A 22,081-nucleotide genomic window follows, 5' to 3' on the forward strand; every position below is an offset into this window, starting at 1 on the left:
CGGGCTCAGAGGTACATGCCGGTGCGGTGCTCCGACTCGTCACGCCGGACCGGCTTGTCACCCTCACCGAAGAACCGCTTGCCACCGAACTCACCGTGCAGACGGTCGTCCAACTCGTCGGCGAGACCGGTCATCACCTGCACCGCCAACATCAGATGGGTCGCCTGGAAGTTGCGGCCGAACACCGGGATGGACGCCCAGACGGTGTCGTCGGCGCAGTAGAGGCGGCCGATCGGCATCCGGTTCGTCAGCTCGGAGAGCCTGACGTAGAGCCGCTCGGTCGGCTCCACCTCGGTGAGCACCGGGGAGAAGACGTCCACCAGGGGCGGATTGTCCCGCACCCGCACGAAGACCATCGCCGAGCCGGCGCGGATGTTGATGTCGCCGTCCGAGTCGACCTGCAACTGGTCGGTGTCCGACTTCAACATGGTGGAGACCACGGTGCGGACCCGATCGGCCAGGTCGAGCACGTCGTCCCGCTCGACCTGGCCGGCGGCCGCCTCGGCCAACGCCTCCTCCAGGTCCGCCTCCACGTCGGCGTCCGGACCGAACTCGCTGCGCGCGGTGCCCAGCGGGCCCACGGCCAACGGCTCGCCCTCGGCGTCGTGCACCAGGTAGACCAGGAACGCCGGGTGCGGAGCACCGTAGACGTCCCGAAGCGTGCGGGAGAGCAGCGTGGCGACCTGGGTCGACTCGGCCGCCGTGGCGCTCAGCCCGAAGGAACCGCCGGAGCCGGCGACCACACCGGGCGGGGACCAACCGAGCGCGACCATGTCGGCCACCGCGCCCCGATCCAGTCGGTAGCCGGCCGGAAGCGCGGCGTTCCCGACGGCCCGGGCCGACAACACCCGGTCCGCGTCCACGTCGACGCTGATCGAATAGACGGCGTCCCCGGTGCCGGAGGCGGTGGGGTCCAGGGTCACGTCCAGGTGCGCGCCGACGGGAAGCTCCGGCAGCCGTACGGCGAGCGCGCGAGCGAACTCCCGCCACGCCTCGGTCACCTTCGCCCGCAGGTCGGTGGTGCTGGGCTCGCCGAGCAGGATCGATTCCGCCGGCTCCGTCGAAGCGCCGGGCAGCTCACCGTGCGGGGCCGAGGGGTGGTCAGCCGTCATGATCGCCTCCGTCCGTTCCGATCACCCTACCCACGCGGCCGGCGGGTTCGATCAGCCCGGACCGGGATCGGACAGCGGCGGTCAGGGGGCCGTCGGATCCACCGGCTCGGCACCCAACTCGACCGGCCAGGTGCCCGCGAGCGCGCTGAGCCGGGCCGCCGCGTCCGCCGGCTCCGCACCCCGGCCAACCGCCAACCCGAAGAGGTACGCCGTGACCGGCGCCCCCGGGCGCAGCACCTGGTGGGCGACGTCGCGGGCCAGATCCAGCACCGCCGGCACCGGCACCGAGGCCGGGTCCAGATCCAACTCGGCGCAGACCGCCGTGACCCAGTCGTCCATCACCGTCATCGCGCCCACTCCTCTGCCCGGCGTACGTCCTCGTCAGTGTCGCAGTCGAACCACGGCGGCGGGCCCTCGCCGGACCAGCGCACCTCCCGCACGACGAGACCGGCGAGCAGTGCCCGGACCGGGGCTCCGGACAGGCTGCCGCCCCGCTCGACCGTCAACCGATTCAACGCCGCCCGCAGTGCGGCGACCCGCCAGACACCGCAGAGCGACTGCCGCCGCCCGTCCCCGTCCACGAAACACGCCCCGTCCGGTTGCCGCTCGCCGCCGCCGAGGTCGTCGCGGGCCGGCGCGAGGTGGCCGCGGGCCGGCGCGAGGTCGCCGCGGGCCGGCGCGAGGTCGCCGCGGGCCGGTGGTGCGGGCGCGGGGCCGCCGCCCGCCGATTCGGTGTCGGGGGTCTGCTGGTCGAGGTGTTTCAGCAGGTCCCCGATGGCGGCCCGGGTGAGCAGCGGCAGGTCGGCCGCGAGCAGCGCGACAAGGCTGGTGTCTGAATCCAGCAGCGCCAGGCCGGCTGCGGCTGCGGCGACCGGGCCCCCGCCGGGCGGATCCTCCCGGACCACCCGGACACCCATCGGCACGGCATCGGCTGCACCGACAACCACACGCGACGTCGCGTCGGCGACGGCGGCCAGCACCCGGTCGCGCATGGGCTGGCCGCCGACCGGGAGCGCAGGCTTGTCGACCCCGCCCATCCGTCGGGCGGCCCCACCCGCGAGCACCACAGCGGCGTACGTCTCCACCCGGCCACGGTAGCCGGGACCAGTCCACGCCAGGTGTCCGGCGACTGCGCCAACCCGGCACGGCGGACGACTGTCATGATCGACTCGGATTTGCTGAAATCGCGGTGTCCCGGCGCCGGGGACACCCCGATTTCAAGAAGCACGAGTGGATCACCTTCCGATGGCCAGTGGCCGTGCGGGCGTGCCGGCGCGGGGTGGAGGATGGCGGAATGGGACGGGCAACTGATCGACGTGGCGTACTCCGGATCGACCTGGACGCGGTGACCACCGGGCGTGGGTTGGCCCGCCGACCGGACACGCTCGCCGTGGAGGAGCCGCTGGAGATCCGGGTCGGCGCGGCCGGTCCCGGTCGACGCCGGCCCCTCGCCGTCACGATGCGTACCCCCGGCGACGACCTGGACCTGGCCATCGGATTCCTGCTGACCGAAGGGTTGATCCGGTCGACCGACGACGTGCTGACCGCGCAGCTCTGCGCCGGCGCGGAGACGCCGAACACGTACAACGTGGTGGACGTGGTGCTCGCCCCCGGCGTACCGGAACCGACCACCGACCCGTCCCGGAACTTCTACACGACCAGTTCCTGTGGGGTCTGCGGCAAGGCCAGCATCGACGCGGTACGGACCCGGTCGCTCTTCCCGGTCTCGGCGGATCCGCTCAGCGTGCCGGCCACGTTGCTCGTCGACCTGCCCGACCGGCTGCGCGCCGCCCAGCGCGGCTTCGACCGGACCGGCGGGCTGCACGCGGCAGGGCTGTTCACCCCCGACGGCGAGCTGGTGGTGCTACGGGAGGACGTGGGCCGGCACAACGCCGTGGACAAGGTGGTCGGCTGGGCCGTACGGGAACGCCGGCTACCGCTCGCCGGGCACCTGCTGCTGGTCTCCGGACGGGCCAGCTTCGAGCTGACCCAGAAGGCGTGGATGGCGGGTCTGCCGCTGCTGGCCGCGGTCTCCGCCCCGAGCACCCTCGCCGCCGAACTGGCCGACGAGGCGGGGATGACGCTCGTCGGCTTCCTGCGCGGCCGAACCATGAACGTCTACGCCGGGCCGCACCGGATCACCGTGGAGCAGCCAGTCTGACGCTCAACGATCGAGCAGGCTGAACAGGTCCAGCCGGGCGGCGGCGTCGCGGGCGATCAGGAAACCGGCGATGCCGAGGACCCAACCCAACGCGCCGCCCGCCTTCGTGACGATCCAGGTGTTCAGGCGGGCCAGCACCGGCTCGACGAGTCGCGGGCGGGCCACCCGGGCACCCAGCAACAACACCGCCGGCAGCACCATGACCAGGCAGTATCCGGTGAGCAGCCCCAGCACGCTCGCCGCTCCGACCCCCGAGGTGGCCAACAGGCCCACCGCTCCGAGGTACGGGAGCATGGTCGCCACCTCGGCGAGCGCCGCGAGCAGCGCGAGCCCGACCAACCAGCGGGCCGACGAATCTCCGGCGGTGGCCCGGTCCCGCCACCGCAACACACCACCGGTACGGGGACGTCGCTTGCCGTCGTAGCGGAAGCTGAGCGCCAGCATTCCCACACCCAGGACGAGTTGCGCCCAGAGGACACCCCGGTTGTCCAGGGCGCCGCCCAGCGCGTCACCCAAGCTACTGCCGCCCCGGACCAGCAGCAGACCCACCGCGAGGTAGAACGCCGCGATGGTGGCGAGGTAGCCGAGGATCCGACGGGCGTTGACCGGCCCGGGGGCGAGCAGCAGCCAGACCGGGATGAAGAGGGTGCCGATGCTGGTGCTGTCGATCAACGCCAGCCCGGCCAGCGACAGCAGCAACTCGGGGGTCATGTCATACCACCAGGGAGAACGGACACGAAGACAATTCTCTGGCGGTGGTGACCGGGTTGCGTCGGCCGTGGTCAGGAGCGACGCGTACATCCTTTGACGGAGGGCGTCGCCGGAGGAACCCGCCCCGGGCGATCGACCTCGGGGGACGAGGGATCAGCGCCAGGGCGGGAATCGGTGGGCTATCGAGCCTTGACCCAGCCGGTGAAACGTTCGGTCAGGCCATCCGGAGTCTTGCCGCCGTACAGCTCAGTGAGGTGTTCGGTTGCTTCGGCTTGCAGTGCCTTCAGGTGCTCGACCAACTCGTCGGGTCGACCGCGGTAACGGCCGAGCAGGCGCAGTTTGGCGACCGAGCAGGGCCAGGCGATCCCGCAGGTGCGGCAGCGCCACGCCGGCTTGACCAGCGGGTGTTCCGCGTTCTCGGTCATCGGCCGGCCCGCACTGGTGCGCGTCGCGTCGTGGGCTTCGGCTTGTCCGGCATGGCTTCCCCCTCATCGTTGGGAGGGGCCGCCTCTGAGTGCTCGCCCATGAGGCGGCCCCGGCACGTACGCGACCGCCGGGTCTCGGGTAGTCCCTGCCGGCCGCGCCGTCTCAGACACACACTTCCAAGGGTTGTCAGCCGAATACACTGCGTAGCAATATCTCCTGTGGACGTCTCGGACGAACTGGAGGGGACACGGATGAATCGCGCAGTCGCTGAAGCGATGTCAAAATCCGGCCTGACCGCCGACAGTCTCGCCGCCCAGATCGGGGTTGATCCCAAGACGGCGGCCAAGTGGGCGAACCCTGGACGGATTCCGCAGACGCGGCACCGGTCGAAGGTCGCCGAGGTTCTGGGCCGCGACGAGGAGGACCTCTGGCCCGACTTGTACAAGCGGCGCGAGCCGGCGTGGTTCCGGCCGTGGACGGACATCGAGCGCGAGGCCGTGGGGCTGCGGTACTACGAGTCGGCAGTCATTCCCGGCCTGCTGCAAACCGAGGCGTACGCGCGAGCGGTGTTGAGCAGCGGGCTCTGGGCCGACGACGACCTGGAAGCGCACGTGGAAACACGCCTCCGCCGCCAGGCCGCCGTGTTCGACCGGCCCCGCCCGCCGTTGAGCGTCTTCGTCATCGACGAGGCCGCGCTGCGCCGGGGCAGGCCCGACATCATGGCCGAGCAGCTCGACCACCTGATCGCGCTCGCCGAGCGGCCGGCCGTGATGATCCACGTCCTCCCCCTGACGGCTGGCTTCCACCCCGGCCAGGCCGGACCGTTCGTCATCGCCAGCACGCCGGACGGCGGCGACGTCGGCTACCTCGACGACCAGGCGGCCGGACGCCTCAGTAATGACGTTGCTCCGCTCTGGGCGGTCTGGGATAGCGTGAGGTCGTTAGCGCTACCGCGAGACCTGACCATCGACCTGATGAGAGCGCGAGCATGGATGACCTGACCGGCGCCCGTTGGCGCAAGAGCACCCGCAGCAGCTCGAACGGTGGCAACTGCGTCGAGGTGGCCGACAACCTGCCGGGTGTCGTGCTCGTACGCGACACCAAGGACCGGGACGGCGGCACGCTGACGTTCGAGCCGGCCGCCTGGGCGGGCTTCGTCCGGCTGGCGAGGGAGATCGGCCCCGTCGGCTAGGGCTCGCCCGGTCACCCGTCAGGTCAGTTCGAGGATGCTCCAGTTGGTAGGGAGCACCTTCGCCGCCACCTTGGGCTGCACGGTCGCGTAGTGCGCCTCGTGGGTGAGTGCCGCGCGGGCGGCATGGCCGAACGAGATGTCCCCGTCCACCGCGCGGGCCAACGTGCCGGTGTCTCGCACGTCCTCGGCGTCGAGCGGCAGCAGACGGATCATCGGGGCGCTCATCATCAGAGCCAGTAGCGCGGCATCGACCTCGTCGACCACGCTCGTGAAGGCCGCCGCCAGGCAGGTCGCTGGGACAGCAATCTGCCGGCCCTCGTCGGCGACCTCCAGCATCAACTCCCCCACCGAGACGTTGCCCTCGAGGTAGGCCGTCAACGCCGACGCGTCGAGCACGACCGCGATCTCATCGCTCATCCGGCACGCCCCAACATCCGACGCCCCTCGGCCAGGGCGTCCGCCGGAATCGGCGTCGCCAGGCGCTCCCGCCACCGCGCCCGGCCCGCCTCGGTCACCTCGATGCCGGCTCGGCGCAGCACCTCGTCGAGGTGCGTCCGGCCCATCTGGGCCCGCACCGCCGCGGTGATGGCGGCCGAGACGTTGGGCTGCTGGTCGAGCCATTCCGCGACGTCGTCGGGGAGGCTCACGGAGCGCTTCACGGTCACGTCCGCCAGCCTACCAATTCTGGTAGCACCAACGGTATTACCAGGCCGGAGAGTCTTGTCAGCGGCGGCCACGTCGGCTCCTCTTCCGGGGGCGGATGACCCCGGGCATACCGACCGACGGCCAGCCGTCCAGTTCGGCCGGGGGCACGCCGCGCCGGAGCAGGTCGTCCAGCAGCACAGCGAGCGAGTAGTCGGGGTGCACGTCGAGCGTGCGTTCGAGCGCGACCGCCGCCAACGCGCCCTGCCCAGCGCGCCAGGCGGCGAACGCCAGCAGCGCACCGGGAGCCGCGGCCATCTCCGGTTCGGCCCGGCGCAGCACGTCGGTCCAGAGGGCGATGTCCCGGTCCCGGCCGTCGGTGCGTTCCCACGCGTGGTCGCGGACCGGCAGGTGGGTCATCAGCAGGCTCAGCCAGGCCACCTCGTCGTCGTCGAGCCGCTCACCACGCCGCTGCCGGCGCTGGGCCTCGCGGACCGCGGCCACCCCGGCGGCGCGCAGCGCGCGAGCACCGAGCAGGTCGCTCTCAGGCGCCTGCCCGACCAGCTCGGCCAGTCTGAGCTGGGCGCGGGCGGTGGCCGCGCGGGCCGCGTCCCGGGCCGGGCCGTCCACCGGTGCCACCTGCGCCACCAGGGCGGCGCGGTCGGGGAGTGCGACCTGGCCGGCGAAGACCGCCGAGGCGGTCACCCGGTTGACGGTCGGGTCGTAGCGGCGGCCCTCGGGCGGGCAGCAGTCGGGCTCGGTGCAGAGATAGGACCACCAGCGGCCATCGGTCACCCGCAGCGCGTCGAGCACGTGCATCCCGACGTCGCTCAACGTGTCGCGCACCGCGTCCACGGCCGGCGTGACCCGCTCCGGTTGCCCGTAACCCACCACGGTGGCGGCCTCCGCGCCCTGCCGGCGGATCACCCCGGCCAGGTGCTCGGCGAACCCGCCCAGGTCGGTCGGGTCAGGCAGGTCCATCCGGGCGGCAAAGATGATCTGTCGGCCGACCAGCGCCACGGCGACCACGCTGTCGGTGGGATGAAACCCGAGCAGGTACGGCACCGCGGCGATCAGGTCGGCGGGTGAGCGGACGGCGAGCTGAGGGCGTTCGGTCGAGGTCATGTCGGAAGCCTGCGGCGGGGGCGCCGGGTCGGGCCACCCCTGTGGACGACACGCGGCTTATCCACAGTTACTGAGCGTGTTTTCCCTGCTCAGGCCACACCTACGAGTGCGGAAAGAGCGCCGATGTCGGCGGGCGACACCTGGCTGTCGCACGCAGCGGTTACCGTGCGCTGATGGACCTGGCGTACCTACGCGCGCATCCGGCACACCTCCCGACCTTCCGGACCCATCAGCGGCTCCGGGAGACGCCGGTCGCCGGTGGCGACATCTGCGCCGCCGCCCGGCTCACCCTCGACGACGGTCACTCCGTCTTCGCCAAGTCCTGGCCGGAGGGCGCCGACCGTCCGGTGCCGGAGGGCTTCTTCGCCGCCGAGGCCGCCGGGTTGCGCTGGCTGCGGGAGGCGGGCGCGGTCGGCGTACCCGAGGTGATCGTGGTTCTGCCGGAGCTGCTGGCGCTCGACTGGGTGGAGCCCGGCGATCCGACGCCGGAGGCCGCGGAGCGCTTCGGCCGGGAGTTGGCCGAGCTGCACCGGGCGGGGGCCACCGCCTTCGGCGCGACCTGGCCCGGTTTCATCGGCGCCCTTCCTCAGGACAACACCCTCACCGACGGACGCTGGTCGACGTGGTTCGCTGAGCGACGCCTCGCCCCCCACCTGCGGCGCTCGGTCGACGGTGGCGCGCTGACCAGCGCCGACGCGACAGTGGTCGAGCAGGTGATCGGTCGCCTCGACGGGCTCGGCGGCGACGAGCCGCCCGCGCGCATCCACGGCGACCTGTGGCCGGGCAACGTGCTGTGGGGGGCCGACGACCGGGCCTGGCTCATCGACCCGGCGGCGCACGGTGGGCACCGGGAAACGGATCTCGCCCAGCTCGCCCTCTTCGGCGGCATCCCCCACCTGGGTCGGGTGCTCGCCGCCTACCAGGAGAGTTGGCCGCTGGCGGACGGCTGGCGGGAACGGGTGCCGCTGCATCAACTGCACCTCCTGCTCGTGCACACCGCGCTCTTCGGCGGCAGCTACCGAGATGTGGTCGTCCAGACCGCCCGTGCCGTCCTGGGCCGGGCCGAGCGCGCTACGGTCGACAGGTGAGCGCCGCCCCGGGGACCGACGGCGTCCTCGTCGACCGGTACGGCCGCGTCGCCCGAGACCTGCGCGTGTCCCTCACCGACAAGTGCAACCTGCGCTGCACCTACTGCATGCCGGCGGAGGGGCTGCCCTGGCTGGCCGGCCCCGAGCTGCTGACCGACGAGGAGATCGTCCGGCTGGTCCGGGTGGCGGTCGAGCTGCTCGGCGTGACCGAGGTGCGGTTCACCGGCGGTGAGCCACTGATCCGACCCGGGCTGGTCGACATCGTGGCGGCGGTCGCCGCCCTCGAGCCCCGTCCCCGGGTCTCGCTGACCACCAACGGCATCGGTCTGGATCGGCTGGCCCCGACCCTGCGCACGGCCGGGCTGGATCGGGTGAACGTCTCGCTGGACACCCTGGACCCGGACCGGTTCACCAGGCTCACCCGCCGCCCCCGCCTCGACGCGGTGCTGGCCGGGCTCGCCGGAGCGGCGGCCGCCGGGCTCAGCCCCGTGAAGATCAATTCAGTGCTGATGCGCGGTGTCAACGAGGACGAGGCGCCCGCGCTGCTCCGCTTCGCCCTCGATCACGGCTACCAGTTACGGATCATCGAGCAGATGCCGTTGGACGCCCAGCATGGTTGGGCCCGCGACACCATGGTCACCGCCGAGGAGATCCTGGCGTCCCTGCGTACCGCCTTCGACCTGAGCCCCGACCCGGCCGAGCGCGGTGCCGCTCCGGCGGAGACCTGGCTGGTCGACGGAGGCCCGGCCCGGGTCGGTGTGATCGCCAGCGTCACCCGCCCGTTCTGCGGGGACTGTGACCGCACCCGGCTGACCGCCGACGGCCAGGTCCGCGCCTGCCTCTTCGCCACCGAGGAATCGGATCTGCGCGCCGCGTTGCGCACCGGGGCGGACGACGACGAGTTGGCCCGACGCTGGCGTACCGCGATGTGGGGCAAGCGCGCCGGGCACGGCATCGACGACCCCACCTTCCTCCAGCCGACCCGCCCGATGTCCGCGATCGGGGGTTGACCATGGAGGGGACACCGCTGACCGTCCGCTACTTCGCGGGCGCCCGGGCCGCCGCCGGCCGGGCCGAGGAGGCCATCCCGGCCGGGCGGTCACTCGACGACCTCACGGCCGAGTTGACCCGACGCCACGGCGACCGACTCGCCCCGGTGCTGCGAGTGGCGAGTTTCCTCGTGAACGGCGTCACCTGTCATGATCGTCAGGCACCCCTGCCAGCCGGGGCCACGATCGATGTCCTGCCCCCGTTCGCGGGCGGCTGAGGGAGGCGCACAGATGATGGCGGTTCTGGGGTTCGTGGCTGTCCTGGCTCTGGTCACCGGCCTCATCCACCTCTACCTGTGGAAGCGGCTCGTCCGCGACACCACCGCGCCGGGCCGCTGGCGACGGATCGGCGGGATCGCCGCCCTGGTGCTGGCCCTGCTCGTGCCGGTCACCCTCGCCGGGACGCAGGCCGGGCTCTACTGGCTCGCCTGGCCGGGCTACCTGTGGCTCGCGCTGATGTTCTACCTGCTGGTCGTCCTGGTCGTGCTGGAAGTGCCGATGCTGGTCACCCGGCTGGTGCTGCGCCGCCGGGTGGTTGCCGCGGAGCCCACCACCGCCGCGCCCGAACCGGTGCTGGTCGGTGCCGCCGGTCCGGCCGAACCACCGGCCGCCGACGCCGTCGCCGCCCCGGACCACGACCCGTCCCGCCGGCTGCTGCTGGCCCGCGGGGCGGCCATCTTCGCCGGCCTCACCGCCGCCGGCATCACCGGGTACGGCGTCCGCACCGCCCTCGGCCCGCCACAGCTGGACCGGGTACGGATTCCGCTCGCCAAACTCCCCCGCAGCATGGACGGTCTGCGCATCGCCACCGTCTCCGACATCCACCTCGGGCCGCTGCGCGGCCGGGCGCACACCGAGCGGATCGTCGCCGCGATCAACCGGCTCGACGCGGACATCGTCGCGGTCGTCGGTGACCTGGTCGACGGCTCCGTGGCCGAGCTCGGCCCGGCCGCCGCGCCGTTGCGCGACCTGCGCTCCCGCTACGGCAGCTTCTTCGTCACCGGCAACCACGAGTACTACTCCGGCGTGGAGGAGTGGGTCCAGGAGGTCGACCGGCTCGGGCTGCGGGTGCTGCAGAACCAGCGGCAGGAGATCCAGGCCCGGGGTGGTGTGCTCGACCTTGCTGGCGTCAACGACCTCACCGCGGCCGGCACCGGCCTGGCCGCCGGTCCGGACTTCGCCGCCGCGCTCGGTGACCGCGACCCGAGCCGGCCCGTGGTCCTGCTCGCGCACCAGCCTGTGGCGGCCAAGGAGGCGGCCCGCTACGGCGTCGACCTGCAACTGTCCGGGCACACCCACGGCGGGCAGATGGTGCCGTTCAACCTGGCCGTCAGGCTGGAGCAGCCGGTGGTCGGCGGGCTCGGTGAGGTCGACGGCACCAAGGTCTACGTGACCAACGGCGCAGGCTTCTGGGGGCCGCCGGTCCGGGTCGGTGCGGAGCCGCAGATCAGTCTGGTCGAGCTGCGCTCGGCATAGCGGACGTCACGTCCGCGCGTGGCGGCGGGTGGCCGGCGCGGCGGGCGTGACAGGATGCGGCGTGCCCCCGTTCAGCGCCGTACCCCCCGGTGGCCTACCGCCATTCGTCGCGGACCTGCACATCCACTCGAAGTACTCGCGCGCGTGCAGCCGTGATCTCACCCTGCCGAACCTCGCGTGGTGGGCCCGGCGTAAGGGCATCGCCCTGCTCGGCACCGGCGACTTCACCCACCCTGCCTGGTACGACCACCTGCGGGAGACGCTGCGCCCGGCCGAGCCGGGGCTCTACCGCCTCGACCCGGAGGCGGAACGGGACATCGCCCGCCGGCTGCCACCCCGGCTCGCCTCGACGGCGGAGGCGGACCCGGTCCGGTTCATGCTGAGCGTGGAGATCTCCACCATCTACAAGCGGGACGACCGGACCCGCAAGGTGCACCACCTGATCTACCTGCCGGATCTGGACGCGGTGGCCCGGTTCAACACCGCCCTCGGCCGGATCGGCAACCTCGGCTCGGACGGCCGGCCGATCCTCGGACTGGACTCCCGCGACCTGCTGGAGATCACCCTGGAGGCCAGCCCGGACGGCTACCTGGTGCCGGCGCACATCTGGACGCCCTGGTTCTCCGCGCTGGGCTCGAAGTCCGGCTTCGACGCGATCGCGGACTGCTACGCCGACCTGGCCGAGCACATCTTCGCCGTGGAGACCGGGCTCTCCTCCGACCCCGCGATGAACTGGCGCGTCGGCAGCCTGGACGGCTACCAACTGGTGTCCAACTCGGACGCGCACTCGCCGCCGGCGCTCGGCCGGGAGGCGACCGTGCTGACCGCCGAACGGGACTACTTCGCCGTTCGGGAGGCGCTGCGTACCGGCGACGGCCTGGCCGGCACGATCGAGTTCTTCCCGGAGGAGGGCAAGTACCACGCGGACGGGCACCGGCTGTGTGGGGTCAACTGGTCTCCGGAGCGCACCCGGGCCGCCGACGGGCGCTGCCCCGAGTGCGGCAAACCTCTCACCGTGGGCGTCCTCAGCCGGGTCGAGGAGTTGGCCGACCGCCCGGACGGGCACCGGCCGGCGCACGCCCGGGACGTCACCCACCTGGTGCCGCTGGCCGAGATCCTCGGCGAGATCAACAAGGTGGGTGCCCGGTCGAAGAAGGTCGAGGGCCGACTCAACGAACTGCTGTCCGCACTCGGCCCCGAGCTGGAGATCCTCACCACGACACCGTTGGCCGAGATCGCGCAGGCCGGTGGTGAGCTGCTCGCCGAGGGCATCGGGCGGCTGCGCCGCGGCGACGTCCGCCGGGTGCCCGGTTACGACGGCGAGTACGGCGTCATCACCCTCTTCGACCCGGCCGAGTTGGGCGCGCAGGAGACGCTGTTCGACGTACCGGTGCCGGCGCAGCGACGGCCCACAGAGCCCGCTCCCCGGGTCGCGGCCAAGCGCCCGGCGGCGGCAAAGGCCGAGCCGAAGCGTAAGCCGACCCCGACGCCCGCGCCGCCGATCGCGTCGCCGCCGTCTCCGCACGAGCCGTTCGAGCCGATGCTCTCCGGGATGGAGGAGGTCGGCACCGGCCTGCTGGACCGGCTGGACGCCATGCAGCGGGTGGCGGCCTCCGCACCAGGTGGCCCGCTGCTCATCGTGGCCGGTCCGGGCACCGGCAAGACCCGGACGCTCACCCATCGGATCGCGTACCTCTGCGCGGAGCTGAACGTCTTTCCCGAGCACTGCCTCGCGATCACGTTCACCCGCCGTGCCGCCGAGGAACTGCGGCACCGCCTCGACGGCCTGCTCGGCCCTGTCGCCGAGGACGTCACAGTGGGTACGTTCCACGCGCTGGGGTTGACCATCCTGCGGGAGAACGCCGACGCGGCGGGCCTCCCGGCCGGCTTCCGGATCGCCGACGACGCCGAGCGGGCGGCGGCCCGCACCGAGGCCGGCGACGACAGCGCCGCCTACACGTCGCTGCTGCGCAAGCAGGACCTGGTCGACCTGGACGAGCTGGTGACCCTGCCGGTGGAGCTGCTGAGGGCCGACCGGACGTTGGTCGAGCGGTACCGGGACCGCTGGCGGTGGATCTTCGTCGACGAGTACCAGGACGTCGACGAGGTGCAGTACGAGCTGCTGCGGCTGCTCAGCCCCGCCGACGGGAACCTCTGCGCGATCGGCGACCCGGACCAGGCGATCTATTCGTTCCGGGGTGCCGACGTCGGCTACTTCCTGCGCTTCTCCGAGGACTTCACCGACGCCCGCCTGGTCCGGCTCAACCGCAACTACCGCTCGTCGGCTCCGATCCTGGCGGCCGCCGTGCAGGCCATCGCGCCGTCGTCGCTGGTCCGGGGCCGACGGCTGGACCCGGCGCGGCTCGACCCGGAGGTCCCGTTGGTCGGGCGTTACCCGGCGGCGTCGGTGGCCGAGGAGGCCGACTTCGTGGTGCGTACCGTCGACGACCTGGTCGGCGGGCTGTCGCACCGCTCGCTGGACTCGGGTCGCATCGACGGCCGGTCCACCTCGCTGTCGTTCTCCGACATCGCCGTGCTGTACCGCACCGACGCGCAGGCCGCCCCGATCGTGGACGCCCTGACCCGGGCCAACATCCCCGTACAGAAGCGTTCCCACGACCGCCTGCGGGATCGGCCCGGGGTGGCCGCCATCGCCCGCGAGTTGCGGCATGCCGGCGGTCTGGCCGGCCCACTGGCCGCCCGGGTGCGGCTGGCGGGTCAGGTGGTCGCGGAGCGGTTCGCCGTGCCCACCCTGGACGGCGCGAGCAGCGCGGTGCGGCCCGAGGACGTCCGTTCGGCCGTGGATCTGCTGACCCCGTTGGCGCGTCGCTGCGGTGACGACCTGGAGGCCTTCCTGTCGCAGCTGGCCACCGGCGCGGAGGTGGACGCGCTCGACCCGCGTGCCGAAGCGGTCACGCTGCTCACCCTGCACGCCGCGAAGGGGCTGGAGTTCCCGGTGGTCTTCCTGGTCGGCGTCGAGGACGGGCTGCTGCCGCTGCGTTGGCCGGGCTCGACGCCGGACGAGGACGCCGTGGCCGAGGAGCGCCGGCTCTTCTTCGTCGGCCTGACCCGGGCCCAGGACCGCCTGTACGTCAGTCACGCCGCCCGCCGCACCCGTCACGGCAGCGAGCGCGACTGCACCCCCTCGCCGTTCCTCGGTGCCATCGACCCCGGCCTCTTCGAACGCTTCGGCGAAGCCGAACCCCGCCGCCCCAGGGACCGCCAACTCCGGCTGATCTGATTCTCCCCCGGCCTGCCTGCCGCCGAGGTCGGCGTCAGCCGAGGTCGGCGTCAGCCGAGGTCGGCGTCAGCCGAGGTCGGCGTCAGCCGAGGTCGGCGTCAGCCAAGGTCGGCGGCGTCAGCCGAGGAGAACAGCGAGCCAGGCGCCGGCCAGCAGTGCCGGGCCCAGCGGCAGCAGGGTGTTCCGGTGCACCCGCCGAGCGGCGAGCAGGCCGAGGACCAGGCCGCCGTGCAGGACGTGCGGCAGGAGCACCCCCGCCACCAGGGCGTCCCGCCCCAACCAGCCGAGCGGCAGGCCGAGGACGGCGGCGAGTTTCACGTCCCCGAAGCCCAGCCGGGAACCGGGCAACAGGGCCAGCAGCACGTGCGCCGCACCCGCGACGGTCGCACCAGCCAGCGCGCCGAGCAGTCGGCCGGGAGTGCCGGACAGCAGCGCCGCGGCGGCCAGACCCCCGAGGGCCAGCAGCCCCGCACCGAGGACCAGCGGGTCGGGCAGCCGCAGGCAGGCCAGGTCGACCCCGGCCAACACCAACCCCACCGCCGCCACGGCGAGGAAGACCGGCAACGCCGGATCGGCACCCCGCGCGGCGGCGAGCCCAACGAACACCACGGCCGCCACCGACGGGCTCAGCCAGGCACCACGCCGCAGCCGGCGCGGCGTGCTCGCGAGGCCCTGGGTAGGCAGGGCCGCGAAGCGCCCGGGTGGCAGGGTTGCGCGCCGGGGTGGCGGGGTCGCGAAGCGCCGGGCCAACCGGGGTACGACGACACCGACCAGGGTGCCGAGCAGGGCGATCGACACCAGCGCGGCGGCCGACATGGGCCGGACGTTACTGGCGGTCGCGCGCCAGCGTGCGCCCCGATCGTGATCCCGGGCCCACCCGACGCGGCCGTTCAGTGGTCACCACCAGGGCGACCCCGGCGACGATGACCGCACCGCCGAGCAGCACCTGCGCGGTGATCGGTTCGGCCACCAGCAACGCGCCGAGCGCCACCGCGACCGCCGGGTTCACGTAGGCGTACGTCGACACCAGCGAGATCGGCGCGTTGTGCAGCAGCCAGACGTACGCGGTGAAGGCCACCAGCGAGCCGGCCACCATGAGGTAGCCCAGCGCCAACCAGGACCGGGTGCTGACCGCCTGCGGGTGGAAGTCGGCCAGTTCGCCCCGACCGGCGGCGACGACCGCCAGCACCAGCGCGCCGGCGACCATCTCGTACACCGTGGCCACGAAGGGGTCGGCGGGCATCCGGATCCGTCCGGACAGGAACGACCCGACCGACCAGGAGGTGGCCGCCGCGACCACGGTCAACGCGCCGAGCAGCGGCACCGCAGCCGAGCTACCACCCGGCAGCACCAGCAGGATGAGGCCGACGAAGCCCAGGGTGACCCCGGCGAACGTCCAGATCGGCGGTCGGTCCCCGGTGGCCGAGCGCAACAGCACCACCAGCAGCGGCACCGTGGCGACCAGCAACGCGGCGATCCCGGACGGCACCGCCACGCCCGGCGGTCCCGATTCGGCGAGCACCACCAGGCCGTTGCCACCGGCGAGCAGGAGCACCCCCACCAACGCGGCCGAGCCGAGTTGCCGGCGGTCCACCCGCAACGCGCCGGGGCCTCGACGCAGGCGCAGCACCACCGCCAGGATCAGGCCCGCCACGGTGAATCGGAGGGCGGCCGACAGCAACGGGGGCAGCGTCTCCACGGCGATCCGGATGGCCAGATAGGTCGACCCCCAGAGCAGGTAGACCACGATCAACGCGGTCCAGATCAGGGTCGGCGTGCTGCTGGCGCGACGGCCGGCGACGGCCGTGACGCTCGGTGAAGGTGAGCTCATCAGGGGGACCACGCTACGGTGACCTCGGAGTCCGCGTCGCGCTTTGGTGGCCGGCCTCTCACCACTCGTGCAGGAGGGGCGGCATGACGAACTACGGGCAACCGGGGGGCGGCCCCCCGGGGCCGTGGCGTGGGCAGCGACCCGACGAGACGCCGGGTCGCCCGGTGCAGCGGCCCTACCCGCCCGCGCCGGAGCCCTACCCGCCGGCGGTCCCGTCGTACCCGCCCGCGACGCCGGGACAACCCGGTCCGTACGGCGGCCCACCCTCCGCGCCCTACGGCCACGAGCCCCACGCGCCCTACGGCGACTCGTACCCGCCGAGCCCGGCGTACGGCGGGCAGCCCTACCGGCCCGACGACCCGTACGGCGGGCCGCCGTACCAACCGGACGACCCGTACGGCGGGGATCCGGCACCGGGCCGGCGTGGTCGGGGGCCCCTGATCGCGGTACTCGCCGTCGTCCTGCTGGTGGTGGCCGTCGCGGGCACCTTCTGGTTCCGCCGTGGGCAGAGCGACCCGACGCCCGCAGCCGCGCCGAGCAGCTCGGCCGTTGCCGGTGAGCCCAGCGCGGACGCGGTCGAGCCCGTGCCGAGCGCCGCCGCGCCGGAGTCGTCGGCCGATCCCCGGTTCGTCAAGGTGGGCCAGTGCGTCCGCAACGACGGTGCCGCCGGCGACAAACCCAAGCTGTTGATCAGCGGCTGCACCGCGAAGTCGTACGAGGTGCTGCGCCGGATCGACGGCCCGACCAGCGGTGAGCGGGACGCCGAGGCGAAGTGCGGCAAGGTCGAGGGTTACACCAACTGGTACTTCTTCGACAGTGAGCTGGACACCCTCGACTTCGTCCTCTGCCTCAAGCAACGCTGAGACCACCCACCCCCGGGGATGACATGACGACCTACGGACCTACGGGTTCCGATCAGCCGGACGATCCGTACCAGCGCCCGCCCAGCTCGCCACCGCTCGATGAGACAGTGCCCCAGTGGGGTGCCCCACCACCGGCGGAGGACCCGACCCGGCAGCAGTGGGGTCCGCCGCCGGCCGGCGCGGAGCCCCCGGCCAGCGCGGAGCCACCGACGGCACCCAGGTGGGCGCCACCGCCCACCTCAGGCCCGGGATACCCACCGCCCGGTCCCTTCCCACCGGCCGGGCCGACGCCGGGTCAGCCGCCCTCGCCGTGGGGTCAGCAGCCTCCCAGCGGTTACCCGATGCCGCCCGTCGCGCCAGGGAAGAGGACCGGCCGCACCGTGGCGCTCATCATCACGGTGGTGGTGCTGCTCGTGCTGTGTCCGTGCCTCGGCCTGGCCGGTTGGGCGGTCTGGAGGCTCGCCGACGCCGGCAGCGACGCGACGAGCGCCCCGTCGACGAGCGCCCCGGTCGTTCCGCCCGGGCTGCCCAGCGACGCCCCGACGTCGGCCGCGCCCACCCCGGAGGAGCAGTTCGCGCGGGGTGACTGTGTGGTGAACGACGGCAGCGAGGACGACGCGGAGCTGCGCAAGGTGCCGTGCGGCCCGAACACCTATCAGGTGCTGCTGCGGATTCCGGCGACCACCGACGGCGACCGGTGCGAGACGCTCGCGCCGCAGGCGACCGCGAACTACGTGCACGACAACTCGGTCGACCTGTTCGACTACGTCCTCTGCCTGAAGGAGCGGTAGCCCGATCGGGGGGACGACAGCTCGATCGGGGAACCATAGCCCGATCGGGGAACCGTAGCCCGATTGCCAAAACTAGCGCTGTCTAGCGTCCACGCTAGACAGCGCTAGTTTGTGGTCGACGGTCTCGACACGCCGGTAGCCCCATCTATCCATGTCTAGCCTCGCAGCTAGATGGCCCGATAATCTGCGATGCGTGGATCCGGTCCGCAACCCGTACGCGCCGGGCGCCGGCCAGCGCCCGCCCGAACTCGCCGGGCGGGGGCGGGAACTGGACGTCTTCGACATCGTGCTCGAACGCATCGCCCGGGGCCGACCCGAGCGCAGCCTGATGCTCACCGGGCTGCGGGGCGTCGGCAAGACGGTTCTGCTCAACACCCTCCGATCGCAGGCGATCAACCGGCTCTGGGGCAGCGGCAAGATCGAGGCACGTCCGGACCAGTCGTTGCGTCGGCCGGTCGCCGCCGCGCTGCACATGGCGGTCCGGGAACTCGCCCCCCGCCACCGCGCGCCGGACCGGATCGACGCGTTCCTCGGCGTTCTCAAGGCCTTCGCCCAACGGTCCACTCCGACCGGCCGGGCCGGTGCCACGAAGCTGCGCGACCGGTGGCAACCCGGCATCGACGTGCCGGCCACCAGCGGTCGGGCCGACTCCGGCGACATCGAGATCGATCTGGTCGAGCTGTTCAGTGACGCCGCCGCCGTGGCCAGCGACGTCGGCACCGGCATCGCCATCTTCATCGACGAGATGCAGGATCTCGGCCCGGAGGACGTGTCGGCGCTCTGCGCCGCCTGCCACGAGCTGTCCCAGCTCGGCGCGCCGCTGATCGTCGTCGGCGCCGGCCTGCCGCACCTGCCGGCGGTGCTCAGCGCCGCCAAGTCGTACTCCGAACGGTTGTTCCGCTACCAGCGCATCGACCGGCTCGACCGGATCGCCGCCGACCGGGCGCTCTGCGCGCCCGCCGAACGCGAGGAGGTCGAGTACGAGCAGAAGGCCCTCGACCTGCTCTACGAGAAGTCCGGCGGCTACCCGTACTTCGTCCAGGCGTACGGCAAGGCGACCTGGGACCACGCGCCGCGCTCGCCGATCACCGCCGCCGATGTGCGGGTCGCCGCGCCGGAGGCGGAGGCGGAGCTGGCGGTCGGCTTCTTCGGGTCCCGGTTCGAACGGGCCACTCCCGCCGAACGGGAGTACATGCGGGCGATGGCCACGATGTCCGCGGTCGAGGGCGAGGCCGGCGCGGTGGTCCGCGACGACATGGACGCGGCGGTACCCACCGCGGAGATCGCCCGCGCCCTCGGCCGCAAGCCGGCCAGCCTGTCCCCAGCCCGGGACGCGCTGATCAAGAAAGGGTTGATCTACTCCGGTGAGCGGGGGACTGTCGCCTTCACGGTCCCGCACTTCGGCCGGTACCTGCGAACCCAACCGGCCTGACCGCCACCCGCCGCGTCGACCCTGGTCAGACCCTCGACCAGGGCGCCGGAAAGAGCACCTCACCGCGCGGCGGCGGGCCCTCCTCACTGGTGGACGGAGGCAGCACCAGCGCCTGCCAGGGCTCACCGAGGCCCGCCCACGGGCCGGTCAGGCCCAGCTCACTCGCCGGGCCGAACCCGAACCGGCGGTAGAAGGCCGGGGCACCGAGGACGACGACGAGCCGCTCGCCCAGCTCGGTGGAGGCGTCCAGGGCTGCCTGCACGACCGCCGTGCCGTGCCCCACCCGCTGTCGGTGCGGCGCGACCGCCACTGGGCCGAGCGCCAGGACCGGCACGTCCGAGCCTCGCTCCGGCCGCAGGCGCGCCCTGGTGAGCAGCGCGTAACCGACCACCTCACCGCCGTACTCGGCGACCATGGCCAGCTGCGGCAACCAGGCGGTGGTGTCGCGCAGCTCGTCGACCAGGCCGACCTCCGGCGGCGTCACCACGTCCGGGCGGGCGAAGGCGGCGGCCAGCACCCGGCGGACCGGGCCGGCGTCGGCCGGATCCTCGGGACGTAGCCGCAGCGTGGTCACCCGCGCGACGTTACCCGCCAGCGCCCGTCCATCAGTGACTGTCGCTCGATTCGGCGTGGCGTACGTGTACGAACACCAATCCGATCCGGCGGTTGCCGGGGTAGCAAACGCCGCGACGGGGTATGACTGACCTATGACGCCCGTACGCTCCCTCGCCCGCGCCATGCTGAGCGGCATCTTCGTGGTCAGCGGGTATCGCAATCTCCGCAACCCCGACCGGCTGACGGCGGCCGCCAAGCCGGTGACCGACAAGGTCGCGCCGATGCTGAAGAAGGCGCACCCGAACTTCCCCACCGACACCGAGACGTTGATCCGCCTCAACGCCGCCGTGCAGGTGGGCGCCGGGTTGATGCTGGCCACCGGCCGGTTCAGCCGACCGGCGGCGCTGGTCCTCGCCGGCACCCTGGTCCCGGTGACCATCGCCGGGCATCCCTTCTGGAACAACGACGACCCGATCGCCAAGAACAACAACCAGATCCACGTCCTGAAGAACGTCGGGCTCCTCGGCGGTCTGCTGCTCGCCGCGGCGGACACCGGCGGCAAGCCGGGTCTGCGGTGGCGGACGGGTCATCGCATCGGCCACTCTCGACGTTCCATGCAGCGCGCCGTCCGCACCGCCCGACGCGAGGCCCGCATCGCCGTCCGCTCCGCGTCCACCGCACGCCGACTCCCCGGCTGACCTGCGTCGATCCGTCTCAGACTCACCCCCACCCCCCGTTAAGGCGACGAATTACCTGAACCACCCGGTAGGCGTTAACGCGGTGGAAATGTCAAAAACATGTGTGGGATCGGACACGGTCGCATAACGCGGGAGGCACTGACGTGAGGCGCCGTTCTAGGCTCCGTGCAGGACCTGGACGGGTAGGACGACCTTGGTACGGGGGTGGCCACGCCATGCCGACGGCTGTCGGTAGACGGGCGGACCGCCTCGCCCCAATCCACCGTGTGACGCGCGGGATCGACCGCGTGACGCGCGGGATCGATCGCAGGAACGTCGTACGGTGCGCCATCGTGGCCGCCGTCGCCTATGCCGCATGGCTCGCCATCGGCACTTTCGGGCGGCCGTACAACTTCTTCGACATGAAGATCTACCACGGTGCCGTGGTGTGGTGGGCGAGCGGTCACGAGCTCTACGAGTTCATCGCGCCCGAAACCACACTCGGGTTCACCTACCCACCGTTCGCCGGGCTGGTCATGCTGCCGATGGCCCAGTTGCCGATCGGCGCGGCCGGCTTGGTCAACGCCGCCGCCAGCATCGCCGCGTTGGCGCTGGTGCTGGCCGGGCTGCTCCGACCCATCGTGGACCGGCTGGGATGGCCACTGTGGTTCACGGTGGCCGTGGCGGTGCCCCTGGCGGTCGCCATCGAGCCAGGCCGGGAGACGCTCGGCTACGGCCAGGTCAACATCCTGCTGTTCGCCTTGATCATGGCTGACCTGATCGGCCTTCGTTGGCGGTCGCGCCGGGGCACCCACTACGCCGCCACCGACGGCCCGCTGCTGCGCTTCATCTACGGCGGGGCCTGGGCCGGGGCCGGTATCGGCCTCGCCACCGCGGTCAAGCTCACTCCGGCGCTGTTCATCGCGTACCTGCTGATCACCCGCCAGTGGCGGGTGGCGGCCACCGCCATCGGCACCACGATCGGCGTGACGGTGGGAACCTTCGCGATCGTCGGTGCCGAGTCGCGGACCTACTTCGGCAGTGTGCTGTGGCAGACCGAACGGGTCGGTGCCGCGGACATGACCCCCAACCAGTCGCTCGCCGGTCTGCTCGCCCGCCTGTACGACTCGATCGAGACCCCGGGGCTGCTGTGGCTCGCGTTCTCGGTGCTGGTCCTGGCGCTGGGCCTGTCCCGGGCGGCCAGTTCCCGCGCCGACGGTGACGAGCTGACCGCCTTCACGCTGGTCGGTCTTACCGCGAACGTGATCAGCCCGATCTCCTGGACGCACCACCTGGTCTGGGTGATCCCGGCGATCATCGTGCTGGCCGACGCCGCCGTACGCCGCCGCGAGGCGAGCCGGGGGATACCGCAGCGCACCGGTCAGGGGTCGGCCTTCGGCGGGCTACCCGGGCTCAACGGGCTGCGTCCGCCGATCTGGTACCCCACGCTGACCGGGCTCCGCCACGGTGTCGCCGCGATCGGGCTCTACCTGCTCTTCCTGATCTCTCCGATCTGGCCGTACGAACACCAACTGCCGGAGATGTCGCACTACCAGGATGGTCTGTTCGGCGCGCTGATGGAGAACTCGCTGGCGGTCGCGCTGATCGTGCTGGTCGCCGCGCTGCCCTGGCGCCCGGGTGCGGAGCCGGCGTTCTACGGCGACCGACTCGCCCGGGCCGTGGTGGTCAACAACCACCGCTGAGCGGTC

General features: G+C 72.5%; 23 protein-coding genes and 1 pseudogene. 13 read left to right on the forward strand and 11 right to left on the reverse strand.

Annotated features, from left to right (window positions below):
- Positions 1-5: 5 nt before the first annotated feature.
- The 3 genes from EV382_RS24975 to mobA all read right to left on the reverse strand — a co-directional run bounded on the left by EV382_RS24975 (position 6) and on the right by mobA (position 2,197).
- A complete protein-coding gene (locus EV382_RS24975) occupies positions 6-1,112 on the reverse strand; it encodes a T3SS (YopN, CesT) and YbjN peptide-binding chaperone 1 (protein ID WP_130405720.1) in 1,107 nt (368 codons plus the stop codon).
- 81 nt (positions 1,113-1,193) lie between these two features.
- On the reverse strand, positions 1,194-1,460 hold the full coding sequence (locus tag EV382_RS24980) for a DUF6457 domain-containing protein (protein ID WP_130405722.1): 267 nt from the start codon (positions 1,458-1,460) through the stop codon (positions 1,194-1,196).
- Positions 1,457-2,197 (reverse strand): molybdenum cofactor guanylyltransferase, encoded by a 741-nt coding sequence (gene mobA / locus EV382_RS24985; protein WP_165435862.1) that lies wholly within the window; start codon positions 2,195-2,197, stop codon positions 1,457-1,459. Before mobA ends, EV382_RS24980 begins: the two co-directional genes overlap by 4 nt.
- Positions 2,198-2,406: 209 nt before the next feature.
- On the opposite strand from mobA, the gene fdhD reads away from it, so the two are divergent.
- Positions 2,407-3,273, forward strand: coding sequence for a formate dehydrogenase accessory sulfurtransferase FdhD (gene fdhD, locus EV382_RS24990; RefSeq protein ID WP_130405724.1), 867 nt, complete (start codon positions 2,407-2,409; stop codon positions 3,271-3,273).
- A gap of 3 nt (positions 3,274-3,276) precedes the next feature.
- On the opposite strand, the gene EV382_RS24995 is transcribed toward fdhD, so the two are convergent.
- Together EV382_RS24995 and EV382_RS25000 are read right to left on the reverse strand one after the other, a co-directional pair.
- On the reverse strand, positions 3,277-3,984 hold the full coding sequence (locus EV382_RS24995; RefSeq protein WP_130405726.1) for a GAP family protein: 708 nt from the start codon (positions 3,982-3,984) through the stop codon (positions 3,277-3,279).
- A gap of 179 nt (positions 3,985-4,163) precedes the next feature.
- Positions 4,164-4,409, reverse strand: a complete 246-nt coding sequence (locus EV382_RS25000; RefSeq protein WP_130405728.1) for a flavin reductase — start codon at positions 4,407-4,409, stop codon at positions 4,164-4,166.
- 252 nt (positions 4,410-4,661) lie between these two features.
- Here EV382_RS25000 and EV382_RS25005 point away from each other — a divergent pair, with 252 nt between their 5' ends.
- Positions 4,662-5,411: a Scr1 family TA system antitoxin-like transcriptional regulator gene (locus EV382_RS25005; RefSeq protein ID WP_130409183.1), complete on the forward strand. Its 750-nt coding sequence runs from the start codon at positions 4,662-4,664 to the stop codon at positions 5,409-5,411.
- Positions 5,399-5,602 carry a DUF397 domain-containing protein gene (locus EV382_RS25010; RefSeq protein ID WP_130405730.1) on the forward strand — a complete coding sequence of 68 codons (204 nt, stop codon included), beginning with the start codon at positions 5,399-5,401 and terminating at the stop codon, positions 5,600-5,602. Before EV382_RS25005 ends, EV382_RS25010 begins: the two co-directional genes overlap by 13 nt.
- 18 nt (positions 5,603-5,620) lie before the next feature.
- Here EV382_RS25010 and EV382_RS25015 read toward each other — a convergent pair whose 3' ends face one another.
- The 3 genes from EV382_RS25015 to EV382_RS25025 are packed head-to-tail and all read right to left on the reverse strand — an operon-like array spanning position 5,621 to position 7,369.
- Positions 5,621-6,019, reverse strand: a complete 399-nt coding sequence (locus EV382_RS25015) for a hypothetical protein (RefSeq protein ID WP_130405732.1) — start codon at positions 6,017-6,019, stop codon at positions 5,621-5,623.
- A complete protein-coding gene (locus EV382_RS25020; protein ID WP_130405734.1) occupies positions 6,016-6,267 on the reverse strand; it encodes a hypothetical protein in 252 nt (83 codons plus the stop codon). Before EV382_RS25020 ends, EV382_RS25015 begins: the two co-directional genes overlap by 4 nt.
- 58 nt (positions 6,268-6,325) lie before the next feature.
- A complete protein-coding gene (locus tag EV382_RS25025; protein ID WP_130405736.1) occupies positions 6,326-7,369 on the reverse strand; it encodes a DUF4192 domain-containing protein in 1,044 nt (347 codons plus the stop codon).
- A 173-nt stretch (positions 7,370-7,542) separates the two neighbouring features.
- Between EV382_RS25025 and EV382_RS25030 the strand changes: the two genes are divergently transcribed.
- From EV382_RS25030 to EV382_RS25050, 5 genes are all read left to right on the forward strand, one after another.
- A complete protein-coding gene (locus EV382_RS25030; protein WP_130405738.1) occupies positions 7,543-8,457 on the forward strand; it encodes a fructosamine kinase family protein in 915 nt (304 codons plus the stop codon).
- The gene (gene moaA / locus EV382_RS25035; RefSeq protein ID WP_130405740.1) at positions 8,454-9,467 is read left to right on the forward strand and encodes a GTP 3',8-cyclase MoaA; all 1,014 of its coding nucleotides are present in this window, start codon (positions 8,454-8,456) and stop codon (positions 9,465-9,467) included. The genes EV382_RS25030 and moaA overlap by 4 nt, the downstream gene beginning before the upstream one ends.
- A gap of 2 nt (positions 9,468-9,469) precedes the next feature.
- A complete protein-coding gene (locus EV382_RS25040; RefSeq protein WP_130405742.1) occupies positions 9,470-9,724 on the forward strand; it encodes a MoaD/ThiS family protein in 255 nt (84 codons plus the stop codon).
- A gap of 13 nt (positions 9,725-9,737) precedes the next feature.
- On the forward strand, positions 9,738-10,982 hold the full coding sequence (locus tag EV382_RS25045) for a metallophosphoesterase (RefSeq protein ID WP_130405744.1): 1,245 nt from the start codon (positions 9,738-9,740) through the stop codon (positions 10,980-10,982).
- A 61-nt stretch (positions 10,983-11,043) separates the two neighbouring features.
- A complete protein-coding gene (locus EV382_RS25050) occupies positions 11,044-14,223 on the forward strand; it encodes a UvrD-helicase domain-containing protein (RefSeq protein ID WP_130405746.1) in 3,180 nt (1,059 codons plus the stop codon).
- A gap of 117 nt (positions 14,224-14,340) precedes the next feature.
- On the opposite strand, the gene EV382_RS25055 is transcribed toward EV382_RS25050, so the two are convergent.
- Both EV382_RS25055 and EV382_RS25060 read right to left on the reverse strand, forming a co-directional pair.
- Positions 14,341-15,039: an A24 family peptidase gene (locus EV382_RS25055; protein ID WP_208758493.1), complete on the reverse strand. Its 699-nt coding sequence runs from the start codon at positions 15,037-15,039 to the stop codon at positions 14,341-14,343.
- Positions 15,040-15,049: 10 nt separating this feature from the next.
- The gene (locus EV382_RS25060) at positions 15,050-16,054 is read right to left on the reverse strand and encodes an EamA family transporter (protein WP_208758494.1); all 1,005 of its coding nucleotides are present in this window, start codon (positions 16,052-16,054) and stop codon (positions 15,050-15,052) included.
- A gap of 371 nt (positions 16,055-16,425) precedes the next feature.
- Here EV382_RS25060 and EV382_RS33585 point away from each other — a divergent pair.
- The 3 genes and pseudogenes from EV382_RS33585 to EV382_RS25075 all read left to right on the forward strand — a co-directional run.
- A pseudogene (locus EV382_RS33585) lies at positions 16,426-16,917 on the forward strand (LppU/SCO3897 family protein); the annotation flags it as partial.
- Between the two features lie 341 nt (positions 16,918-17,258).
- Entirely contained in the window at positions 17,259-17,708 is a 450-nt protein-coding gene (locus tag EV382_RS25070; protein WP_130405750.1) for an LppU/SCO3897 family protein, read from the forward strand.
- Between the two features lie 193 nt (positions 17,709-17,901).
- Positions 17,902-19,140 carry an ATP-binding protein gene (locus tag EV382_RS25075; protein WP_130405752.1) on the forward strand — a complete coding sequence of 413 codons (1,239 nt, stop codon included), beginning with the start codon at positions 17,902-17,904 and terminating at the stop codon, positions 19,138-19,140.
- 25 nt (positions 19,141-19,165) lie between these two features.
- Here EV382_RS25075 and EV382_RS25080 read toward each other — a convergent pair whose 3' ends face one another.
- The gene (locus EV382_RS25080) at positions 19,166-19,714 is read right to left on the reverse strand and encodes a GNAT family N-acetyltransferase (RefSeq protein ID WP_130405754.1); all 549 of its coding nucleotides are present in this window, start codon (positions 19,712-19,714) and stop codon (positions 19,166-19,168) included.
- 133 nt (positions 19,715-19,847) lie between these two features.
- Here EV382_RS25080 and EV382_RS25085 point away from each other — a divergent pair, with 133 nt between their 5' ends.
- Together EV382_RS25085 and EV382_RS25090 are read left to right on the forward strand one after the other, a co-directional pair.
- Positions 19,848-20,393, forward strand: a complete 546-nt coding sequence (locus EV382_RS25085) for a DoxX family protein (protein ID WP_130405756.1) — start codon at positions 19,848-19,850, stop codon at positions 20,391-20,393.
- A 215-nt stretch (positions 20,394-20,608) separates the two neighbouring features.
- Positions 20,609-22,075, forward strand: a complete 1,467-nt coding sequence (locus tag EV382_RS25090; RefSeq protein WP_130405758.1) for a glycosyltransferase 87 family protein — start codon at positions 20,609-20,611, stop codon at positions 22,073-22,075.
- The last annotated feature ends 6 nt before the right edge of the window (positions 22,076-22,081 follow it).

Source organism: Micromonospora violae, from assembly GCF_004217135.1.
Taxonomy (GTDB): domain Bacteria; phylum Actinomycetota; class Actinomycetes; order Mycobacteriales; family Micromonosporaceae; genus Micromonospora; species Micromonospora violae.

Bases quoted from the DNA above. Each gene is read 5' to 3' on its own strand.
- EV382_RS24975 (WP_130405720.1), bottom strand. From the start codon at position 1,112: ATGACGGCTGACCACCCCTCGGCCCCGCACGGTGAGCTGCCCGGCGCT.
- EV382_RS24980 (WP_130405722.1), bottom strand. From the start codon at position 1,460: ATGACGGTGATGGACGACTGGGTCACGGCGGTCTGCGCCGAGTTGGAT.
- fdhD (WP_130405724.1), top strand. From the start codon at position 2,407: ATGGGACGGGCAACTGATCGACGTGGCGTACTCCGGATCGACCTGGAC.
- EV382_RS24995 (WP_130405726.1), bottom strand. From the start codon at position 3,984: ATGACCCCCGAGTTGCTGCTGTCGCTGGCCGGGCTGGCGTTGATCGAC.
- EV382_RS25000 (WP_130405728.1), bottom strand. From the start codon at position 4,409: ATGACCGAGAACGCGGAACACCCGCTGGTCAAGCCGGCGTGGCGCTGC.
- EV382_RS25005 (WP_130409183.1), top strand. From the start codon at position 4,662: ATGAATCGCGCAGTCGCTGAAGCGATGTCAAAATCCGGCCTGACCGCC.
- EV382_RS25010 (WP_130405730.1), top strand. From the start codon at position 5,399: ATGGATGACCTGACCGGCGCCCGTTGGCGCAAGAGCACCCGCAGCAGC.
- EV382_RS25015 (WP_130405732.1), bottom strand. From the start codon at position 6,019: ATGAGCGATGAGATCGCGGTCGTGCTCGACGCGTCGGCGTTGACGGCC.
- EV382_RS25025 (WP_130405736.1), bottom strand. From the start codon at position 7,369: ATGACCTCGACCGAACGCCCTCAGCTCGCCGTCCGCTCACCCGCCGAC.
- EV382_RS25030 (WP_130405738.1), top strand. From the start codon at position 7,543: ATGGACCTGGCGTACCTACGCGCGCATCCGGCACACCTCCCGACCTTC.
- EV382_RS25040 (WP_130405742.1), top strand. From the start codon at position 9,470: ATGGAGGGGACACCGCTGACCGTCCGCTACTTCGCGGGCGCCCGGGCC.
- EV382_RS25045 (WP_130405744.1), top strand. From the start codon at position 9,738: ATGATGGCGGTTCTGGGGTTCGTGGCTGTCCTGGCTCTGGTCACCGGC.
- EV382_RS25055 (WP_208758493.1), bottom strand. From the start codon at position 15,039: ATGTCGGCCGCCGCGCTGGTGTCGATCGCCCTGCTCGGCACCCTGGTC.
- EV382_RS25060 (WP_208758494.1), bottom strand. From the start codon at position 16,054: ATGAGCTCACCTTCACCGAGCGTCACGGCCGTCGCCGGCCGTCGCGCC.
- EV382_RS25070 (WP_130405750.1), top strand. From the start codon at position 17,259: ATGCCGCCCGTCGCGCCAGGGAAGAGGACCGGCCGCACCGTGGCGCTC.
- EV382_RS25085 (WP_130405756.1), top strand. From the start codon at position 19,848: ATGACGCCCGTACGCTCCCTCGCCCGCGCCATGCTGAGCGGCATCTTC.
- EV382_RS25090 (WP_130405758.1), top strand. From the start codon at position 20,609: ATGCCGACGGCTGTCGGTAGACGGGCGGACCGCCTCGCCCCAATCCAC.